Raw genomic sequence first — 19,140 nt, forward strand, 5'->3', positions numbered from 1 at the left:
CGGCATGGCCAAGCATTTTCCCGATCAGAAGCTGATGGCGAACATGACCGCCAAGATGCTGCTGGAGCTTGGCGCGGTGCGCTTTGCCGATCAGCGACCGTTTACCTTTACATCGGGCCTTGCCAGCCCGGTCTATGTCGATTGCAAACGGGTGATCTCCTATCCATCGCTGCGCGGGACGCTGCTGGATTTTCTGCTGGCCACCATCGACCGCGACATCGGGCGCAACAGTTTCGACGTGGTCGCGGGCGGCGAAAGCGCGGGTATTCCTTTTGCGGCCTGGATTGCCGCGAAACTGTCGCTGCCAATGGTTTTCGTGCGCAAATCGCCGCGCGGCCTTGGACCGCAGGCCAGTATCGAAGGCGATCTGGAGCCGGGTGCGCGGGTGCTGCTGGTCGAGGATCTGACAACCGACGGCGCCAGCAAGCTGCAATTCTGCAAGGCCCTTCGCCGGGCGGGTGCGCAGGTCGATCACGCGGTGGTTCTGTTCTTCTATAACATCTACAAAGACACGCTCGCCCATCTGGACGACAACGGTCTGCGCCTGCATTGGCTGGCCGATTGGTGGGCCGTGTTGGAAGCCGCGCAGGAAATGGATGCCTTTGCGCGGGACGATCTGGAAAATCTGGAAAACTTCCTTCATGCACCGCTTGAGTGGTCGGGCGAGCATGGCGGCGCGACGCGCATCGGAACAGCCTGAAAGGAGACTTGAATGTTCAGCGAGAAAATCGAGCTGATAGAGAAAAACGGCAAGAGCATCCACGCCTATCACGAGGTCGTTGGCGTCCTGCGCAAAGCGGCGGCGCAGCAACCCGATGATGCCGCCGGTCACCTTCTGCTGGCACTCGCAGCAGAACAGTTTCTTGAGCTTAACGAGCGTATGCCCCTGCGCGCGCAGCAGGTGACGGAATCATACGACCGGATCAAGGGCTTTGCACAGAAGCTGGACAAAGGCCGAGACGCCGGCGCGGCTGAATATCTTGCCGCGATAGAAGGCGTTGCCCAATCGCTCGCCGTTGAATAGCGCCGGGTCCCCGCGCAAGGCATTGCGTCCGACGGCTGTGCCCGAAGGATCACCTCTGCCGGTTTGTCGCGGTATCGGGCGCGGCGCCGTGCACTGAGTCGATTCCGTCGATGACGGTTCGGGCTTCATGCGCCGTAATCGACCATGTGCGGTGCATCTCAACCCAGCGGCGGCCCGCCTCGCCAAGGCGTTCGCGCAATGCCGCATTCTCAATCAATTGCTGAAGCCTGTCCGCCAGCGACACGATATCGCCTTTTTCAAAGAGCAGCCCGGTTTCACCATGCTGGACCATCTCTGACAATGCGCGAACCGAAGAGGCCACGACCGCCTTTTTCATGGCCATCGCCTCCAGCGGTTTCATCGGAGACACCATTTCTGTCACCGGCTGCGGCTTGCGCGGGAAGGCCGCGATATCGATCAGGGAATAGTATCCAGAGACCATCTCATGGGGCACGCGACCCGGCATAATCAGCCAATCGGAAAGTCCCGCTTTGGCCGCCAAAGCCTCTATCGCCTCTGTGATCGGGCCTTTTTCCTGCGAGGACACATTTTCATTGCCGACAAGCAAAAGGCGGAACCCAACGCCCCGCGATTTCAGCGCGGCACATGCGGCAGTCAGGTCGTCCAGCCCTTCATACTGAACGAAAGAGCCGACATAGCCGATGACCGGTACATTGACCGGGATAGCAAGCTGTTGGGCGAGATCGGTGTCCCTGCCGCGAGGCGCAAACTGGTCGGGGTCGCAGGAATTTGGCAGAAGGCTGATCTTCGCGGATGGCACGCCCCTTCTTTCCAGCTCTTCGCGCATTCCCTCTGTCAGCGTGAAAACATGATCGGCAGCACTGGCGCACATTGCTTCCAGCTTGGCTTGGGTTTTGAATGACGCGGTTGACCGAAACGCCGGTTCGCGCGATGCGCGGGTAACTTCCCAAAAGCCGCGCACTTCGTAGACGAAAGGGATACCAAGACGCCTTGCGGCAATCTGGGCGGGGTGAGCCGTCAAGTGATTGGACGCGGCGATGACAATTTCGGGGCGCAAATCGCGAAGCTGCACCTCGATTGCCTGCGCGGCCTGCTTCACATAGCGCCCGCCCCCGACCTCACGGCGCGAAGGGGAAATGACACGCCGATATTCGACCCAGCCGATCTCCTCGATCAGAGGAACGTCCAAGGGGTCAATATCGACCGTCTCGACAGGAAAACCGGGTCGGGTCACACAACGCACATCAAATCCGGCGGCGCGAAGACCCAAGGCCAGACCGTGCGCTCGGGTCGCATAGCCGCCCGACGAAAACGGCAATGAGTTGTGGAGGATATAGCAGATCCGTTTTGGAACTGGCGTCAACTGGGGTGGGTTCCTTGCCGTGATCGCCGCCTGCAACCATTGCAGGTCGAGTGGCGGCGCCCGCAAAGCATTTCGTTGCTGGTCCAGCCAACGCCGCTGCGTTTCGTTAAGACCTTGCAGCGTATCAATCGCTAGGAGGATCTGATCTGCTTCGTCAAAGTCGTGCAGTTCAATCGCCGCGCTCAGCCGCATCTGCTGAAACGCAAAACCGCCTTCGTCGCGGCAGAGCCAGTCGATCAGCTGACGGCGTGAATTCGGCCGCCCCAGCCGTTGCAGGATTTTTCCTGACTGATCCAGCTGTCGCGCAAGGGGACTTGGTTCCTTATCCTGCGCGCTCACTGGTGTCGGCGTAAATGCAGGGTCGTTCTGGCTCAAGGTTTTTTTGTCCAAATGCCGCGCGTGTCAATCAGGTCAGCGCCCGCCGCGCCAGGTGGCGGGCTGTTTCGGAATTCTGTGTGATCGACCAGCATGACGCAGATATCAGCCTCTATCCCGACCCTCATCGCAACAAGCCCGGCCTTTCCATCAAGGCGGTCCGGCAGCCTGTCGATATGGGGTTCAACGACGGTGATCTGGCCGGGGAACTCCTCTGTCAGGCGTTCGACAATCTCTATTGCCGGGCTTTCACGCAGGTCATCAATATCAGGTTTAAACGACAGGCCGAAGCAACAGATACTTGCGCCCGCGCCCTTCCGCGCGGCGGCGGCACGCACCCGCTCGACCACCCATGAGGGCTTTTCGTCATTGATGCACCGAGCCGTGCGGATAATTTTCGCCAGATCCGGCGTCTGTGCGATGATGAACCACGGATCAACAGCAATACAGTGACCACCGACGCCGGGTCCGGGTTGAAGTATGTTCACGCGAGGATGCCGGTTTGTCAGGCGGATCAACTCCCAGACATCAATGCCAAGCCTCTCACAAATCAGCGACAGCTCATTCGCGAAGGCAATATTGACGTCGCGAAAGCTGTTTTCCGTCAGTTTCGCCATCTCGGCTGTTCTGGCGTCGGTTTCCACGCAATCGCCTTCGACGACCATGCGATATAAATCACGGGCAAGCGTGGCGCAGGCCGGGGTCATCCCGCCGATCACGCGGTCATTGCTGACCAGTTCTTTCAGCGCATGACCAGGCAGGATACGCTCGGGACAATGGGCGATGCGGATGTCGCTGTCCTCGCCATGAGTTTGCGGGAAGCTGAGATCGGGGCGTTCTTCGGCCAGCCATCCCGCCATCAACTCTGTCGCGCCGACCGGACTGGTCGATTCCAGCACGACCAGATCACCGCGCTTCAGAACCGGTGCGATTTTGCGCGCTGCGGCCTCGACATAGGACAGATCGGGTATTTTCTGTTCATCACCATTCAGAAACGGAGTCGGCACGGCAATCAGGAAAGCATCGGCATGCTCCGGCTCGACTGTGGCACGCAAACGTTCCGACCGGACAGCGCGGCGAAGCGCCTCATCCAGTCCCGGCTCGACAATAGGACATTCGCCGGCATTCACGCGATCGACGGTAGCCTGATTAATGTCAAGCCCGACCACATTGATATTGCGAACCGCAAACACAACCGCGGTCGGCAGCCCGATATAGCCAAGGCCGACCATGCAGATTTTGTTGAATTGGGCCTTCATGCTGTTCCCCCGAATTTGGCAAGTGCGTCAAGAATCCGCTGCGTCGCTTTGCCGTCACCATAAGGATTGTGGGCAAAGCTCATCTGCTGATAGGCGGTTTCATCGGTCAGCAGGCGCGAGGCCCAATCGAAAATGCGTTTCGTATCCGTGCCGACAAGCTGCACCGTTCCAGCCTCAAGCGCCTCAGGACGTTCCGTGGTATCACGCATGACCAAAACCGGTTTCCCCAGCGACGGTGCCTCTTCCTGAATCCCGCCCGAATCGGTGATGATGATCGTCGCGCGGTTCATCAGCCACACGAAGGGCAGATAGTCCTGTGGCTCAATCAGGTGAATATTGTCATGTTTACCCAGAAGCCGCGTCACGGGTTCGCGGACATTCGGATTCATGTGCATCGGATAGACGATATCGACCTCTGGAAACCGTTCGGCAAGCTGGGCAATCGCGGTGCAAATCCGCTCGAAACCGCCGCCAAAGCTTTCACGGCGATGGCCGGTCACCAGAACCATCCGGCGATCCTCAGTCAGGAAATCAAACCGCGCCGCGATCTCCTCCGCCATTCCCGTTTCGTTTTTGAAACGCCCGACCACATCCATCAGCGCATCAATGACGGTATTGCCGGTCACGATGATCCGTTCCTCTGGCCCGCCCTCGCGCAGCAGGGCTTGGCGCGACGTATCCGTCGGCGCGAAATGCAATGTTGCCAGCGAGCCTGTCAGCCTTCGGTTCCCCTCCTCGGGCCAGGGCGAATAGATATTGCCGGTCCGCAAACCTGCCTCGACATGACCGACCGGGATGCGGGCATAGTAAGACGCGACGGTCGCTGAAAACGTCGTCGCCGTATCGCCGTGAACCAGCACGATGTCCGGGCGCTCCTTTTCCAGCACCGGCTTCAGACCGCTTAGGATGGTCGAGGTCACATCGTAGAGATCCTGCCCGCTTTTCATGATGTTCAGGTCGTGATCCGGCTTCAGCCCGAACAGCGTCGTGACCTGATCCAGCATCTCGCGATGCTGGCCCGTTACGCAGACAACCCCTGTGAAGCGGGCATCCGCATCAATCGCCTTTGCAAGAGGGGCCATCTTGATTGCTTCGGGCCGGGTCCCGAATACGGTCATGACTTTCATATTTCGGCACCATTGATTGCGGCGGAAGAAGGCATTGTCTCTGACGCTAATGTCTGAAGGTTGATTGCGTCTGCACTGGCGATGTGGATCAGCGCGTTGAGCGTGGCGTCCTCATCGGTCATGTCGACGCAAAGCGAGCCGGGCGGAAGCTTCGTCCGCGAAAGGGCGCTGCCCGTTTCCGCAAAGGCCAGAACTGGACGCCCCGCCGAGCGGTAATCGGCGAGCTTCGAGGGCAGGTAGGGGTTGGTTCGAAATGCAGCATCAGTGGCTGTATCGTTGATGAACAGCCAATCCATGGCTCGCATATATGACAGCGCATCAAGGTAATCGAGCGCGGCAGAGGCGATCACAAACCTGTCGATACCAAGATCAGCGCATTGCCGCCGAAATTCACGGGGAACGTTGCCAAAAACCAGTAACCGCAGCTTTGCCTTCAGATGGTCAGGCAGCCGGGCGAAGGCGTTCAGCAAAGGTGTCAGATCCCGTCGCGGGTTCAGGTTTCCGAAATAGCCGATCCAGATATCACCACGCGAGGCTTTCGGACAGGGCATCTGTGAAAGGATGGTCGGACCGGGGACCGGATGTTCCTCGATTTCTGAAATGCTGCTTATCCGTGCGCGGACATTTTCAGGAAGGTCTGGCTGCGAACCCATCAGATCGCGCTGTTCTTCATTGTTGAAAACAATGCGGTCAGCAAGACAGAAGGGAAGATACTCCGCCCAGAACATCAGCGATTGTCCATCCGGAACGTCGAAACCACGCGCACGAATGGCGGCGGCAATCCGGCTGTTTTCCAGCCACGCGTCATCAACAAGGGCGTTGCTGTCGTCGCCTGTCAGGCTTTGGCGGCAAGGATCAGAGAACTCCGCCGTCCAACTATCGCCAAACCCCGCGACAAATGCAGCGGCGGCGGCGAAATGCGACTGAGCCCACATCGACCTGGAATAGATTTCGTCATAGCGTTGCGCCCCAAATTCGTCAGATTGCAGCGCCTGAACAGTGGCGTCGGCGAAATCAGTGAATGCGGCCGCTCTGGCCGGATAGTTTTCCGCCTCAAGGACAATATGTTGTCCGATCCGCGCCGAAATCGCCCCATAGAGCCCACCGTCCAGCGGTGCCACGCCGCTCATATCGTTGGAAATCACATCGACGCTGTCGCCGCTTTTCTCAACGCGCCGCGCCATGACATTTCCCGATGCATTCGCAAAGGGGGGAAAAGCGAAGGCGATGACAAGGCGTGCGGATGGGCCTGACAGTTCCGGCAACTCTGCACCGGCTTTGCTCAGCATTTTTCTGATCTTGTCATGCCATGCAGTGCATATCCCCAAACCGGTCCAGCGAAAGCGGGGTATCTGCCGGTATATCCGCTCGGCCTCCGAAATGTTCCCAAGGCTCGCTTCCAGCTCGACCGCCTCGCGCAAGCGCTCAAGCGAGGGCCGTATGTCTTGCGCGCGCGATAGCAGTGCGCGCCGCGTCTGAGCCGGAAGACAATCGGCCAGTTGCCGCTGCGCACGACACAAGCCATTTGCCAGAAATTCAATCTCTAGTTGTTTCATTGGCGCATTATGAAGCCGGTGGCGACTTGCGAAGTGTCGACTTCAGCCTTCTGAGCGGCCCGGTTATCTTCCAGGAGATGGTGTTGAACACGTCGTCTATCAAACGGAGCAGCCGGTCGCGATCGGCTTGTAGATCTGCAATCGTACGGTCTCGAATATCAAGCTGCCGCGAAAGCTCCCCGATTGTCAGCTCCGCATCGCTGGCATTCAACGCTGCATCGTCATTCCTTCGAAGTTCCGATTCCAGATATCTAATTTTATTATTTAAATCTGAGACGATTGCCTCCAGCCTGGCAACCTCATCCCCCAATACGGCGATATCGGTCATCCGCTCGACCATCGCATCTCCAGCCTCGCTGTTTGGAGCGGACTCATTATACTTCCGGGCCACCTGAGAGGCCTGATCGCTCTTATTAAGAGCCAATTCGTTTGAAGAGTATCGCCGTACCATTCGATGTTCCTGACTGATCAGTAACTCTCTCTATGGTTGTATATCCTTAGGTAAAATTTGTGAAGGAGAAATTCGTCCTTAGGTTGTGCTTTGGTGCGCGTGCTCACCTGGCTGCAAGGAGGTTCTCGTCTGTAAGCCGCGGATCGTCCCGTTTAAAACGCTGAATTTAACCTGGCTGTCTGATGCCAAGCTTTGGCCGTACGTTCCTGCAGGACGAGTGGTCGATGGTACAGGTTCGTCACGTTATGGCCGCGACCTCGCGCTGCGTCAGTGTGGCAATACAGCAATTGAAACCCTGCCGGCAGGAGCGGAGCTGGAATTCGGGTATCTCTCCAAAGACGGTCACGAGGTAGCGAAAGCGGCAGACAGTCGATGATCTGAGGACTTGGCACAAGAAGCCCTGCTCGTCAGTTGTTACCGGAGATAGAGGAGGCAATGATCGTCGCCTTCGACACCGGCAAATGCGGCCGGACGATTTGTTTAAGGCCCGCAGCCATCGATCCCAAGCCTGACGCGTTCAGGGCCGCATCGATTCCTGCAACCTCATGGCGTTTTCCGGCATCCTGATGTGAAGGACGGCGAGAAAATACGGCGGATGCTGTTCAACTGCCATCGCTAGGCAGGCAATTGACGCTCAGTCTCGATCCAGATCCAGCAGGCCGTTTCTAGCTGCGTCAAGATAACCGATATCGCGCAGTGTGTCCGCGGGGTAGCGGCGGTCGAAAAGAAACCGCTCGATCGTGAAGTCGGGCTCAATCAATGCCAGCTTTCCGGCAGAGGCCATTGCGGCCTTTATATCGCCGTTGCAAGCCTGCAGCGCCAGCAACTGGCGCAATGGGGCACGGTAATTGACGTTGCCCTGTGCCGCCCGTTCGGCTGCTTCCATAGCTTCTTGAGGGCGACGCATGGAAAGGCAAAGAATGGCATGTTGCAGGCTGCACATCGCCTCAAATTTTGAATAGGCGGAGATCTGGCTGGCGTGGCGTGACATTTCCCACGCTGTCTTCGCGTCGCCCTGCGTGGCACGGGCCTTTGACATGGCCAGAAGAGCAAAAAGATTATGCGGATCCTCCCGCAGAACCCGGACCGCCCTTTGCGCCGCCCCGCCGATATCACCCAGAAGCCCGCCCCGCACGCTGGCCGACAGGGCAAGCACCATCGGCTCATCGGGGGACAGGCCTTCGGCCCGGTTCAGCAGGTCGGTCATTTCAGCGCGCAGATCGTTCGTGTCAGGTTGCACCTCCTCCAGTGCCATAGACATCAGCACCCATGCGCCAAAAGCCAGGAAAAGCCCGGATTGCAGCTGACTATATGCCGATCCAAGCCCGTCGAAAGCGCGGCTCATGGCAGTGGCATCGAAGCTGAGCGTATCGCGCAGCGCTGATTGGACATAACGGCTGCGCTGAGCGATGGTCGAATCTGGCCGGGAATGTTGCGGCAGGCGCTCCAGTGCCGCATCGGCCACACCCCAGCAGAAACGACCAAGCGCTTGCTCATCCGCCAAAAATCCGTGAAGGTCGCTGACGAAACAATGGTCGCTATGGACCAGATCGTCAGTGGCTGGGTCGATAACCTGCGCGAGGATCATCGCGCTTTTGTCCCCCTGATCGACCGAGGTGCGGATGATAAGGTCCGGGTTTTCCTGACGGAGCGTCCGCCTGGCACAGGCGATGAAGCCGCTGACCGTCTTGCCGATCTGATCGTCCACCATCTGCGCCAGCGGGTTGACGCCCTGCGCCGTTCTCCATGGCATTCCGCATTGGATAAGCACCACGTGGCCTGGATCGCTGTCTGTCTTGACGCGGTCGGCATAGCTGACGCGCTTATGGATAAGCCAGTCGTTGAATTCCGGGTCAAGGATATCCAGCCCTTCCAGAAACTCTCCCTCTGCCGAGTGGTCGGCAAGGTCGGTTTGCACGGCCGAGGCATCAAGCCAGACATGTTTGCGGTCGCTGCCCAGAACATGGGCAGCGGGGCCAAAGCAGCGCCGGATTTCCAGCAGGGCGGATCGCAGACTGCCCTGCGCCTGCCGCGGGGCGCGATCGCTCCACAATTTGTCCTCTAGCCAGCGGCGCCCGCGCCGCATCGACGGGGTTTCTGCCAGCAGTGCCAGAAGACCGATTGACTTTCGGCCAAGCGGCGTAATGTCCGCACCATTCGAATCGGTCACGAGAAATGATCCCCGCAATCGGATTTTAAGGCGGCCATTAGAATTTGGCATGAATCGACAAATCCCGCGAACGTAGGAAGCGTCCGAGCGTTAAACCAGCGTCAAAAAGCCGGACCTTCCGGATTGATAATTGACCCATCTTATCTGTGTTGCAAAAATCCATCAACTAATTGCATCGGAGATTGTGATGGCCGGATTAGGCATGTTGGGTCCCAGCAACGGAAAAAACGGGAAAAATGGCAAGAACGGAAAAAACGGAAAAAATGGCAAGGATGGAGATGACGGTGTGTTTCACGCCGGTGGTCCTTCCGATACCGTTCTGAGTTATGCGCTTCTAAGCTCGCATCAAGGCATTACGCCGGTTTGGGACACTGCGGGTCTACGCCCAGCTTCGGCGGCCGGCAACGAAGTGGGACCGGAAGATTCATCCGATTTCAGGAACTTCGTCCATCTGGAGCCGCTTTATCGCGAACATCTTGTCGACTATCGCCTGCTATCGCTGTTTAAAACGCTTTCGCTTGAACCGGGCGAGGATATTTCTCTTTTTACGCGCCGAAAGCGCACGGGTCCAAGGCGAATGCGCAAGCCGGACCCTTTGTTTCGTTTGCCGCTATTCAACATGGATCGCGCCACACTTGAAAAGCAGGTAGCAATGATCAAGACGGCATCATTGCTGCGAGAAGAGCGATTAGAGGAAATCGTCGTTCAGCAGACCGATATCATATCGTTTTTCGGAATGATCAATTATCTGGATGCTGATTCGACGCCATATACTGTGATGCTGCTCTACGCGCTTTTGCGTTTGGGGACCACATTGGAAACGCCCATGAAGCTTTTTGCCAATGCGCCACGGCCCATCGCCGTTTCGGCCTTTGTGCAGCCGATGATCCAGACTCCGACCCATGCCAGCTATCCTAGCGGCCATGCGGTCGAGGCTTATATGATTGCGACTGTGCTCTATGCGCTCAGCGGTGCGCAGCCAATCGGGATCATGCAAAGCGGGCCATCGAAGTCGTTCGATGTGAGCACCGCGTTCAGCGATCCGGGTGCACCGTTGATGCGGCTTGCGGCGCGGATCGCGGAGAATCGCACTGTCGCGGGCGTGCATTATCCTATTGATAACTTCGCTGGCGCGGGGCTTGGGCTGGCGATTGGTGAATATCTTGTCAATGCGCTCGCAGGTGGCAAAAAGACGGGCTCCTATCGTATCACGCCGCCGGATCTGGCCGATACATTTTTCGAGTTTGAAACGGTTACAATAGGGGATGCAACCAATCCCGGCGCAATTGAAAAGACTGGTAAGCTGAATGTCGATCCAGATCGTACCGATCCCCTGCTGCGTCAGATCTGGCGCAGAGCGCGGCGCGAGATGATCACGGTTGCACCTGCCTCCTGATCACAGCGATTCAGTAAGCCGTCGCGATAGGATTGCCGCGGCTGCACTGGTCCCCGACAGGCGAGTGCGGCTGCCGCTATAGGTTCCTGAGGCGTCAAGACCAGCGAGCGCGATGGTATCGACCTGCGCGGTTGCTGACGGGTCGTCGATTGCCGCCCATTCCGCACCTTCGCCAGAGTAGTCAGCCCTGATCTCAGCACCGTAAAAGCGCAGGTCCGCGCCTGCGGTATGAATGCGCCGCGAAGCCGGATCACTACCCAGTTGTGCCGTGGTATAGCTGCTGTTTGTGCCATGATTGGTCAGCGGGGCTGTGACATCGCGGATCAATACATCATCCTGGATATGCGCAACAATGGTGCCGTCGAAGTAGGACTGTCGACCGCCGGTAACAAAGCCCGGTGCGCTGTCGCCACGCTGGATCTGCAAAACCAGATCCAGCGGCTGATCGCTGGGGTTTTGGAACTGCAGTTTCCATGCCCCGGAAGGCGCAGAGGCCAGCGGCGCGCGCGGATCGTGCGGCGTTGCATATGGAAGATGCCCCGTGGGCGCGATTGCCAACATCAGATAGCCGGGCTGCACGGGGCGATCAGGTGGCGTGCGAACAGGAACATGATAAAGCCTGCATGGTGTCGTATCATCGCCGCCGGTCAGTGGTGGCAGAGCCTCATTGGGGGGTGCCGTTCCGTCAAGCCCCGCAGCAGCGTTGGGGGCATTGAGGGTAATGCGCAGGCCATCGGGTGGCGCGGCCAGCCGGCTGAGCCCGTCCTGCGTCTTCACCGCGCGAATTTCCATGAAAGTCGGGAATGGGTTGTCAGGTGGCGCGATCCAATGCGGGGCAGCCACCGTATCGCCGGGCGGAACGCAAAGCCTCGCCACCTGCCGCCGATTTCGGCTGTTGCCAAAGGCATAGACGACATGGACCGTCTGACCATATTGCTCTGCCAGAAGGATCTCGCGGCGAATTTGCTCTTCCAGAAACTTGCTGCCATCCTTCGGGCCGGCAAGCGTTCCATAGCTGATATTCACCACCAGCGGGCTGCGAAGAGACAGCCTGCGGGCGCGGGCGCAAAGCCAGCGGAATCCTTGCACGATATAGCTTTCGCTTGTCGTGCCAGAGGTATCCATCGCCGCTTCGGGGGGCAACTGCACCGCAAGCAGTGGATCGCCGGAGCGATCCCCCCCAAAAGCCAGATCGGCGACCGAGCTGCCATGCCCGTCAATCGGCGGCGGTTCCCTGAAAGCAGCCACGGTGTGCAAGTCGGTGTTGATCTCGTGATAGATGCTGCGTTCGCTTTTGCGCGTATCTGTAATCAGGTCGTCGATGTCGCGGCCAGTCAACACGCGGCCGACATGGATGTGCACGCCCGGACCGAAAGTGTTTTCATGCAGTCTTTCGCGCGATTGCAGCCATATCGCGCTGAACCGTGTCTGATCGGCGGTTTCACGAAAACGGCGGTTAAGAAAACCGATATCGTTGTCGATCAGCGCACCTATAGCCTGATCGGAGGCAAGGCGAATATTCTGTCCTTCGGGTGGTGGGTCGTCGATTGTCGTGACAAGTGCCGGCGCGCCAATATCAATGACATCGGCAAAGGCCAGTGTCTGCTCATGCTCTGCCCATGTCTCGGCCACTGGACGATAGAAGAAAAATTCAAGCACAGGCTCGACCGGACCGCCTGAAGACATGGCCACGGCATAGTGGATAAGGGCAGTCATGACCTCTTCGGGGTCGAATTTGTGTGTATCGCCGTCAAGAAACTCCAACCCGCGCAGCTTTTGTAGCCGATATGCAATGCCCCCCTCTTGCTTGCGATGAAGGGCGCGCGGCTCACCTTTTGGGGTAATCAAGTTCTCTCGTTGCAGAAAATCGAAAGCTTCTTCCTGAGTGAGCGGATCACGGATGCGGCCAAATACCGGCTCCATCATTAAACCTTCGGCATCTCCGGGTCGCAGCAGGGTTTTTTCCAACTCGCGCGCCCAGTGCAGGTAGCCGTCCCAGAAAAAAAATTCCGGCATTGCCATCTCCCGTGATCCGCCCGCAACCATTCAGCCAATACGACTTGCTTCGGTCAAGCCCGTCAACCTGCGAAAGGCGCGTATAAGGGCGCTTTTGACGCTTTATTAACGGAATGTACTGGTCGGATTAACGCTGCTGTGACGCGATCCATTGAGAATGGGCGCACAGCATTTAACGATTATCCGTCTCAAACTGGAGCGATAAGCATGCCAATTAAGTCAAAGTCCGGTTCCGCAGGTCTTGCTTCTTTGAACGAAGATGACCTGAATGTCCTGTTTGAGTTATTCAGGGACAGGCTAATCGCCGAAGGGCTGGTCAATGCAGCTGGCACTGACGCCGTACCTTCCGGCCAGCCGGTCTCATCCAAAGCCCCTGCGGTGCAATGCTGTCCAATTTGTGGCAGCGCGGACGCCGCGCCGGATTCGGATGACGACGCGCCGCCCGTCTGGTTCGTCGCAGAGGGGGGCTACAGCTCCCGGATCAAAACGATGCGTATATGGATCGAATTGCAAGAGGCGCTGATCGACTGGAAAGATCGCCACTGCGAAACGATGCCAGAAACGCGGCTTGATGAAATGGCGGCTTCAGCCGTTTGCGCGCGGATGGATGTGCTTGCGGCGGTGAATCTGTCTTTCTGGTTCCGGTGCCGTGGCGTCTATCTGCACTATAACGACATCGCTTCAGATGAAACGTTGCAGGATGTGGTCACGACGTTACAGGTGATTCTGGAAGATCTTGGCCATATAATCGCCGAGGAACTCTGATCGGGTTCAGACGATGGCGGAAGCTCACCAGGCAAGTTTTTTACGACGCTTCTGCGTGTCCCTGACAGCGTGTTTGATGTCCATGATCATGCCTGGCCTGAACGCCAGGGCAGCGTACCATCCGGCAGGTTCTTACCCATCCTGTCGGTAAGAACCACCAGAAACCCAACCATCAAAAGCGACATGACCGACAGCGCGGCAGCACCGGTAGAGTTGCCTTCATACTGCATTGAAAATATCTGAACGCCGATCGTTTCCTGCCCCGCCGACCAGAGCAGCGCGGACAGCGTCAGCTCATTGATCGCGGTCATGAAGATCAGCATGCCCCCCGCGACTGCCGATGGCATCACGGCAGGGGCGGCCACAAAGACGATCCGCCGCCATATGCTGACACCGGAAATCCGCGCCGCCTCATCCAGCGAGGGGTCGGAGGCTGCGATTGTCGCCTCGACAGGGCGTAGTGCCATTGGCAGAAAGCGGCCCAGATAGGCGACCAGCAGAATGGCCGCGGTCCCATAGATCGAGACGCCGATCAGCGGAAGTGGGCGCAGATAGACAAGGATCATCGCAAGCGCCAGCACCGTGCCGGGAACGACAAAAGCGGCATCGGCAAGCCAGCTGAGCAGCTTTGCGGGGCGGTTGCGGGCGGTGATCGCAAGCCAGCCCATCAGGATGCTGACCATGGCCGAGATCACAGCAGCAAGGCCCGCCAGCGTAAAGGAATTCACAAAAGCACGGCGAACGGCGGGATTGGCAAGCGCTTCGGAAAAATTCGTCATGCTGGCCGTATCCAGACCAAGCTTCACACCAAGCGCGGGGACGAGCGCCGTGGACAGAAGGGCAAGGATCGGAAGGATCGACAGCCAGATCAGGGCAAGCCAGAGGAATGCGAGGACGGGCCATTTGGCGCGGCCAACCTCGAACCCACGGAAACCCTTGCCTGCGGGTAGCGGTACCGTCAGCGTTCGCTGCAGCAGATGCCGCAGCAGCAATGCCGCAGCGGCCAGCATGACCAGAACCAGTGCCATTGCCGCAACCCTTCCGATGACCTCGGGGCCGAACCCGTTCAGCCGCTGATAGATCACCGTTGTCAGCACGGGAAAGCGACCGGGAATGCCCAGAAGGGCGGGCACGCCAAAATTGCCGATTGCGGCGGCAAAGGCCAGCACCGCGCCGGCAATGGCCGCGGGCAGTGCGAGCGGAAGGATGATCCGTCCAGTGATGCGCAATGGGCTGGAACCAGAGATCCGCCCGGCCTCGATCAGATCGGCGGGCACGGATGACAGGCTCGCACGGACCGCGATAAAGACAAGCGGCATATGTTCCAGCCCCATCAGCCAGGCGATGCCCCAGCCGGAATACAGCGGATTGGACCTGCCCGGTTCGGGTGCCAGCCCAAGGGCCGACAGCACCGGCGATCCGCTGCCCATCAGCTCGATCCAGGCAAGCGCCATGATCTGCGAAGGGATCAGCAGCGGCGACAGCGCCAGAAAGCTGATCAGCGCCCGGCCCGGCAGGCGAAGAAGGCCGGTCGCCAGTGCAAAACCTGTCCCAAGCAGGGTAGAAACCGCCACCGACCCGGCAGAGGCGAAGATCGTGTTCCAGAATGCGCGTTGAAAGGACCGCCCGGAAAGCGTGTCGCGCATAAGCCCCAGTGCCTGCCCGTCCTCTCCCGGTGCGAAAGACAGGGCAAACAGCCGGATCAGCGGCCATGCGCCGGTCACCAGCACATAGACAGCCAGAAGGGCGACGATCAGATGAACGCCGCCCTTCGTCAGGGTGGGTCTGCCCGTATCAGCCGCCAAAGAGATCAGCGAACTGCTCTTTATTCGCCTGATCGTCTGCCATCAGCTGATCGGCGTCGAGCGGCAGGATGGTCAGGCTGTCAAGCGCGGGATAGCCCTCGGGTGCGGCGACGCCTTCGATGATCGGGAAATATCCCTGCTCGACCGATTGTTCCTGCGCGGTCTGCGAAAGCTGCCAGTCAACGAATGCCTTCGCGGCTTCTTCATTATCCGTGCCGTTGACGATGGCGACAGGCTGGGTGATCGCGCTGACGCCCTGTTCCGGCCACACGAAATCGACCGGAGAGCCGTCGGCTTTCGCGTTCATGGCCATATATTCGATAATGATGCCATAGGCTTTTTCGCCCCGTGCAACCGCCTCGATCACGGTGCCGTTGCCCTGACCGGCGACCGCGCCATTATCGGCCAACTCTTCATAAAACTCCCAACCGAATTCCGGCTGCTGGACCACGGTGCCGACATGGATCACGGCAGCACCGGAATAAAGCGGGCTGGGCATGATCAGTGAAGCTGCAACCTCTGGTGTCCGAAGATCGTCCCAGGATGTCGGCGCGGTGTCCACCATATCGGTGTTATAGACGATGCCGGTGGTGATCAGCTTGGTGCCGAAAAAGGTCATATCCGGGTCGATGACATCGGCGGGGATACCTTCGACCGGCGCATCGGCATAGGCCAGCAGCCGGTCATCGTTCTTCAGCTGCGTCATGGCAACCGCATCCGCGATCAGCAGCACGTCGGCGGGGGTAGAGCCTGCGGCGAATTCGGCCTGAAGCTTCGACATCAATTCGGTGGTGCCGGTGCGAAAGACCTCTACCTCTACATCCGGGTAGTCCTGATTGAAGGCTTCGACAACGGTGGCCATCTGTTCCTGCGGCTGCGAGGTATAGACGGTGATCGCGCCGCTCGGTTCGGCAAATGCCGGGCCAGCCATCGCCGCTGCAGTAACGATCAGTGGAGTTGCAAAACGCATAGTCGGAATCCTCTTGTCATTTCATCGCGTACCTATCGCTCTGGTTTGAAACATTCGTGACAGTTCCATTGCGTGCCCTGCATGGCTGGTTCCCACAGCCGTATTGCAGCATTCGCCATACGGATATGTGGGCCATCTGCAAGAAGCCGGTGGATGGCACGATCCGTCCCGGAATGGGCGACGATCAAAGTCGGCAGGTCAAGGTCAATTGCGGAAAAAGCCGCTTCGGTGCGCTCGTTAAATGCCTGAAGCGCCTCGCCTTTCGGTGGCGTTTCCTCGCGGCGCAGAATGCTGCGGGGCTGACCCTCCCACACGCCCCAGTTCCGTTCGGCAAGGCCTTCGCTGATCTGGATGCGCAGGCCAAGCGCCTTGGCCACCGGCTGTGCAGTCTGCTGCGCCCGCTTCAGGGGCGAGACGACGATCTGTTGTACTCCCGTATGCTTCAGAAAGGCGGCCGCCTGTCTAGCCTGCGCAATGCCCGATTCGTTCAGCGGCAGGTCGGTGCTGCCGCAAATGATATCCTGCGCGTTAGCCGCAGTCTGGCCATGTCGCAAAAACAGGAAAGCACCCGACCGCAGCGTCACCATGAGATATCGCCCTGTGCGGCCCAGCTAACGGCGGGGAAGGCAGCGCTCAGACTTTGTCTGTGGGCAGCGGTAGCGAAGGCCGGAATCACGATCTTGGCTGCTGTCTGGGACAGCAGCGTTTCCAGCGTTGCCCGATCCGGGTGAACATTCCAACGCACCTGTGTTGCGCGCCCCTCTCGCACCCAATCATACGCTGGCGAGCCCTGCGACAGATGCCCGGTGAAGATGATCGGAACGCCTGCAGAAAGTGCGCGGGGCCCCAGTTTTTCCGACAGCCCGCTGCCGCAATTCGCGCCGGCGGCGACCATGATCCCCTGCATCGGGCTGTCAGGTTCTAACCGCCCGGCATTGTTAAGAAGCCGGTCGAGGTCGCTAACACCCGTTGATCCCAGCCAATCACCGTGGGACAGCATCACTTTTCCCACCTGCCGTATCTGATCGCAAATGCTGACCCGCCGCCCGCTGTCCAAAAGGGCCAAGGCGATTTCCAACCCGCGACCGGCAGGCGGCGCCGGTAGAAGGCACGGCCCGTCGACCGCCAATTGCATCAGCGCGGCGATTTGCGTCGTCAGATGATCTGGCTCGACTCCATAAGAACAGTCGAGGATTGCCGTGTGTGCGCGAGGAAGCGCAGCGGATGGAAACAGCCCGGTCCCCTCGGCATAATCACCGCTATATACCAGCCCGCCCGGCCCACCGACCCGCATCCAGACTGCACCCGGCGCGTGTCCGGCAAGCCCGGTTTCCACCGAAACGCCTGCGATATCGCCGCGTATGGGCAGGTCTTGCGCATCACGAAGCGCCGGAGTTTCGGCAAGGGCACGGGTCGGTGCAGTCGCATAAACCGGTGGCGATCCGATGCGGTCAAGCAGGTCCAGAGAGCCGACATGATCCGCATGACCGTGAGAGATAAGCACCGCATCCACCCTGCCGATGCCGGACAGATCGGGCCTGCGTCCTGCATCGGGGCCTTTTCCCATGTCCAGCAAAAGCCGCGCCCGGCCTGTATCCACCATGAAACAGGCCGGACCTTTTGCATCGAACCCGCCAAGCGCCTGAACCCGCATCATGCCGGAACGCGGGTCCTTTGCGGTGAAGCCGCCCCCAAGGCCACGCCTGGTGAGCCGTCACGCGGCAGAACCCAGCCACCGCGCAGCGCGACCTTTAACGGCTCGCCCTGCTTTGCGGGTCGGTCAAGTCGCAGGGTCAGCGGCTCTGCCTCGGGCAGGTCATCGAACAGGATATCCGTCATGTGATAGCCATCTTCGAACCGCGACGAGGAAACGGTCGCCTCGATTCCGTCCCGCGAAGGAATCAGGTCGCGCGAATGCAGGCAAAGCCAGGCTGCGCCATTCTGGACGATGCCGGGGATTGCGACCTCATGGCGACCGATCTGGATACGGCAAAGACCATCTGCGCCGCGATCTCTCACCGTCACCGGCAATGTGCGGCCATGACCGACAAAGCGGGCGACCATCGGCGTCGCCGGCTGATCGAACAGCTGTTGCGGTGGCGCAAGCTGTTCCAGCCGCCCCTGATCCATGACGCCCACCAGATCGGCGACTGCCATCGCCTCATTCTGGTCATGCGTCACAAAGACCATCGTGCATCCGGTGGCTGCGTGAATGCGGCGGAACTCGGCCAGCATCGACTGACGCAGATGCGCATCGAGATTTGCCAGAGGTTCGTCCAGAAGAAGGATGCGCGGCCTTGCCGCCAGACTGCGGGCAAGGGCCACCCGCTGCCTTTGTCCACCCGACAGCTCATGCGGTTTGCGCCCGGCGAACCCGGCCATGCCGACCATCCGCAAGGCCTCTGTCACGCGCTGTTCACGATCGGCACGAGACAGACGGTTGAGGCCAAAACCTATATTCCCCGCGACGGTCATATGCGGCCAGAGCGCGTAGGACTGGAACACCATGCCCAGTTCGCGCCCTTCAGGTTCAACAAAGCGCGAAGGCGAAGCGACCGTCTGGCCTGCAAGGGCTATGGTGCCGTCATCGGGACGTTCCAGCCCCGCGATCAGGCGCAAAAGCGTTGTCTTGCCGCAGCCGGAAGGTCCCAGCAGGGCGACAAACCGCCCGGAGTCCAGCTTGGTTGAAATATCGTCAACGGCGGTCGTATTCCCGAAGCGCCGCGAGACGTTCTTAAATGTGATCTCGGTCATGCGTGCTCGATAGACAGAATTTACGACGGCTTCGTGAAGGTTGATCCACCTCACCACCGTCTGGGCGTGTCATCGGAATACCCGGCAATTTAATGACTCATGAATAAGTGTAACCTCGACCCGCGCG

16 protein-coding genes are annotated in these 19,140 nt (G+C 59.1%); 4 read left to right on the top strand and 12 right to left on the bottom strand.

Features of this window, described 5'->3' with window-relative positions; translation table 11 throughout:
- Positions 1-4: 4 nt before the first annotated feature.
- Entirely contained in the window at positions 5-700 is a 696-nt protein-coding gene (locus PAF20_RS17355; RefSeq protein ID WP_271073394.1) for an orotate phosphoribosyltransferase, read from the top strand.
- A gap of 12 nt (positions 701-712) precedes the next feature.
- Entirely contained in the window at positions 713-1,024 is a 312-nt protein-coding gene (locus PAF20_RS17360; RefSeq protein ID WP_271073395.1) for a hypothetical protein, read from the top strand.
- 49 nt (positions 1,025-1,073) lie between these two features.
- Here PAF20_RS17360 and PAF20_RS17365 read toward each other — a convergent pair whose 3' ends face one another.
- From PAF20_RS17365 to PAF20_RS17390, 6 genes are all read right to left on the bottom strand, one after another.
- Positions 1,074-2,744, bottom strand: a complete 1,671-nt coding sequence (locus tag PAF20_RS17365) for a glycosyltransferase family 4 protein (protein WP_271073396.1) — start codon at positions 2,742-2,744, stop codon at positions 1,074-1,076.
- The gene (wecC, locus tag PAF20_RS17370) at positions 2,741-4,003 is read right to left on the bottom strand and encodes a UDP-N-acetyl-D-mannosamine dehydrogenase (RefSeq protein ID WP_271073397.1); all 1,263 of its coding nucleotides are present in this window, start codon (positions 4,001-4,003) and stop codon (positions 2,741-2,743) included. The genes PAF20_RS17365 and wecC overlap by 4 nt, the downstream gene beginning before the upstream one ends.
- Positions 4,000-5,130, bottom strand: coding sequence for a non-hydrolyzing UDP-N-acetylglucosamine 2-epimerase (gene wecB, locus PAF20_RS17375; RefSeq protein WP_271073398.1), 1,131 nt, complete (start codon positions 5,128-5,130; stop codon positions 4,000-4,002). Before wecB ends, wecC begins: the two co-directional genes overlap by 4 nt.
- Complete coding sequence (locus PAF20_RS17380; protein WP_271073399.1) at positions 5,127-6,686, bottom strand: glycosyltransferase family protein; 1,560 nt, start codon at positions 6,684-6,686, stop codon at positions 5,127-5,129. Before PAF20_RS17380 ends, wecB begins: the two co-directional genes overlap by 4 nt.
- A 7-nt stretch (positions 6,687-6,693) precedes the next feature.
- Entirely contained in the window at positions 6,694-7,137 is a 444-nt protein-coding gene (locus PAF20_RS17385; RefSeq protein WP_271073400.1) for a hypothetical protein, read from the bottom strand.
- A 634-nt stretch (positions 7,138-7,771) separates the two neighbouring features.
- The gene (locus PAF20_RS17390) at positions 7,772-9,307 is read right to left on the bottom strand and encodes an AfsR/SARP family transcriptional regulator (RefSeq protein WP_271073401.1); all 1,536 of its coding nucleotides are present in this window, start codon (positions 9,305-9,307) and stop codon (positions 7,772-7,774) included.
- A gap of 130 nt (positions 9,308-9,437) precedes the next feature.
- Here PAF20_RS17390 and PAF20_RS17395 point away from each other — a divergent pair, with 130 nt between their 5' ends.
- Complete coding sequence (locus PAF20_RS17395) at positions 9,438-10,703, top strand: phosphatase PAP2 family protein (protein ID WP_271073402.1); 1,266 nt, start codon at positions 9,438-9,440, stop codon at positions 10,701-10,703.
- Here PAF20_RS17395 and PAF20_RS17400 read toward each other — a convergent pair whose 3' ends face one another.
- Positions 10,704-12,719 (bottom strand): S8/S53 family peptidase, encoded by a 2,016-nt coding sequence (locus tag PAF20_RS17400; protein ID WP_271073403.1) that lies wholly within the window; start codon positions 12,717-12,719, stop codon positions 10,704-10,706.
- A 249-nt stretch (positions 12,720-12,968) separates the two neighbouring features.
- Here PAF20_RS17400 and PAF20_RS17405 point away from each other — a divergent pair, with 249 nt between their 5' ends.
- A complete protein-coding gene (locus PAF20_RS17405; protein WP_271073404.1) occupies positions 12,969-13,484 on the top strand; it encodes a hypothetical protein in 516 nt (171 codons plus the stop codon).
- Positions 13,485-13,570: 86 nt separating this feature from the next.
- On the opposite strand, the gene PAF20_RS17410 is transcribed toward PAF20_RS17405, so the two are convergent.
- The 5 genes from PAF20_RS17410 to PAF20_RS17430 are packed head-to-tail and all read right to left on the bottom strand — an operon-like array spanning position 13,571 to position 19,013.
- Entirely contained in the window at positions 13,571-15,289 is a 1,719-nt protein-coding gene (locus PAF20_RS17410; protein WP_271073405.1) for an ABC transporter permease, read from the bottom strand.
- Positions 15,279-16,259, bottom strand: a complete 981-nt coding sequence (locus PAF20_RS17415; protein ID WP_271073406.1) for an ABC transporter substrate-binding protein — start codon at positions 16,257-16,259, stop codon at positions 15,279-15,281. The genes PAF20_RS17410 and PAF20_RS17415 overlap by 11 nt, the downstream gene beginning before the upstream one ends.
- 32 nt (positions 16,260-16,291) lie before the next feature.
- Entirely contained in the window at positions 16,292-16,846 is a 555-nt protein-coding gene (locus tag PAF20_RS17420; RefSeq protein ID WP_271073407.1) for a histidine phosphatase family protein, read from the bottom strand.
- Positions 16,840-17,916 carry an MBL fold metallo-hydrolase gene (locus tag PAF20_RS17425; RefSeq protein ID WP_271073408.1) on the bottom strand — a complete coding sequence of 359 codons (1,077 nt, stop codon included), beginning with the start codon at positions 17,914-17,916 and terminating at the stop codon, positions 16,840-16,842. The genes PAF20_RS17420 and PAF20_RS17425 overlap by 7 nt, the downstream gene beginning before the upstream one ends.
- Entirely contained in the window at positions 17,913-19,013 is a 1,101-nt protein-coding gene (locus PAF20_RS17430; protein ID WP_271073409.1) for an ABC transporter ATP-binding protein, read from the bottom strand. The genes PAF20_RS17425 and PAF20_RS17430 overlap by 4 nt, the downstream gene beginning before the upstream one ends.
- Positions 19,014-19,140: the final 127 nt, after the last annotated feature.

It is taken from the genome of Paracoccus albus, from assembly GCF_027913035.1.
Classification (GTDB): domain Bacteria; phylum Pseudomonadota; class Alphaproteobacteria; order Rhodobacterales; family Rhodobacteraceae; genus Paracoccus; species Paracoccus albus.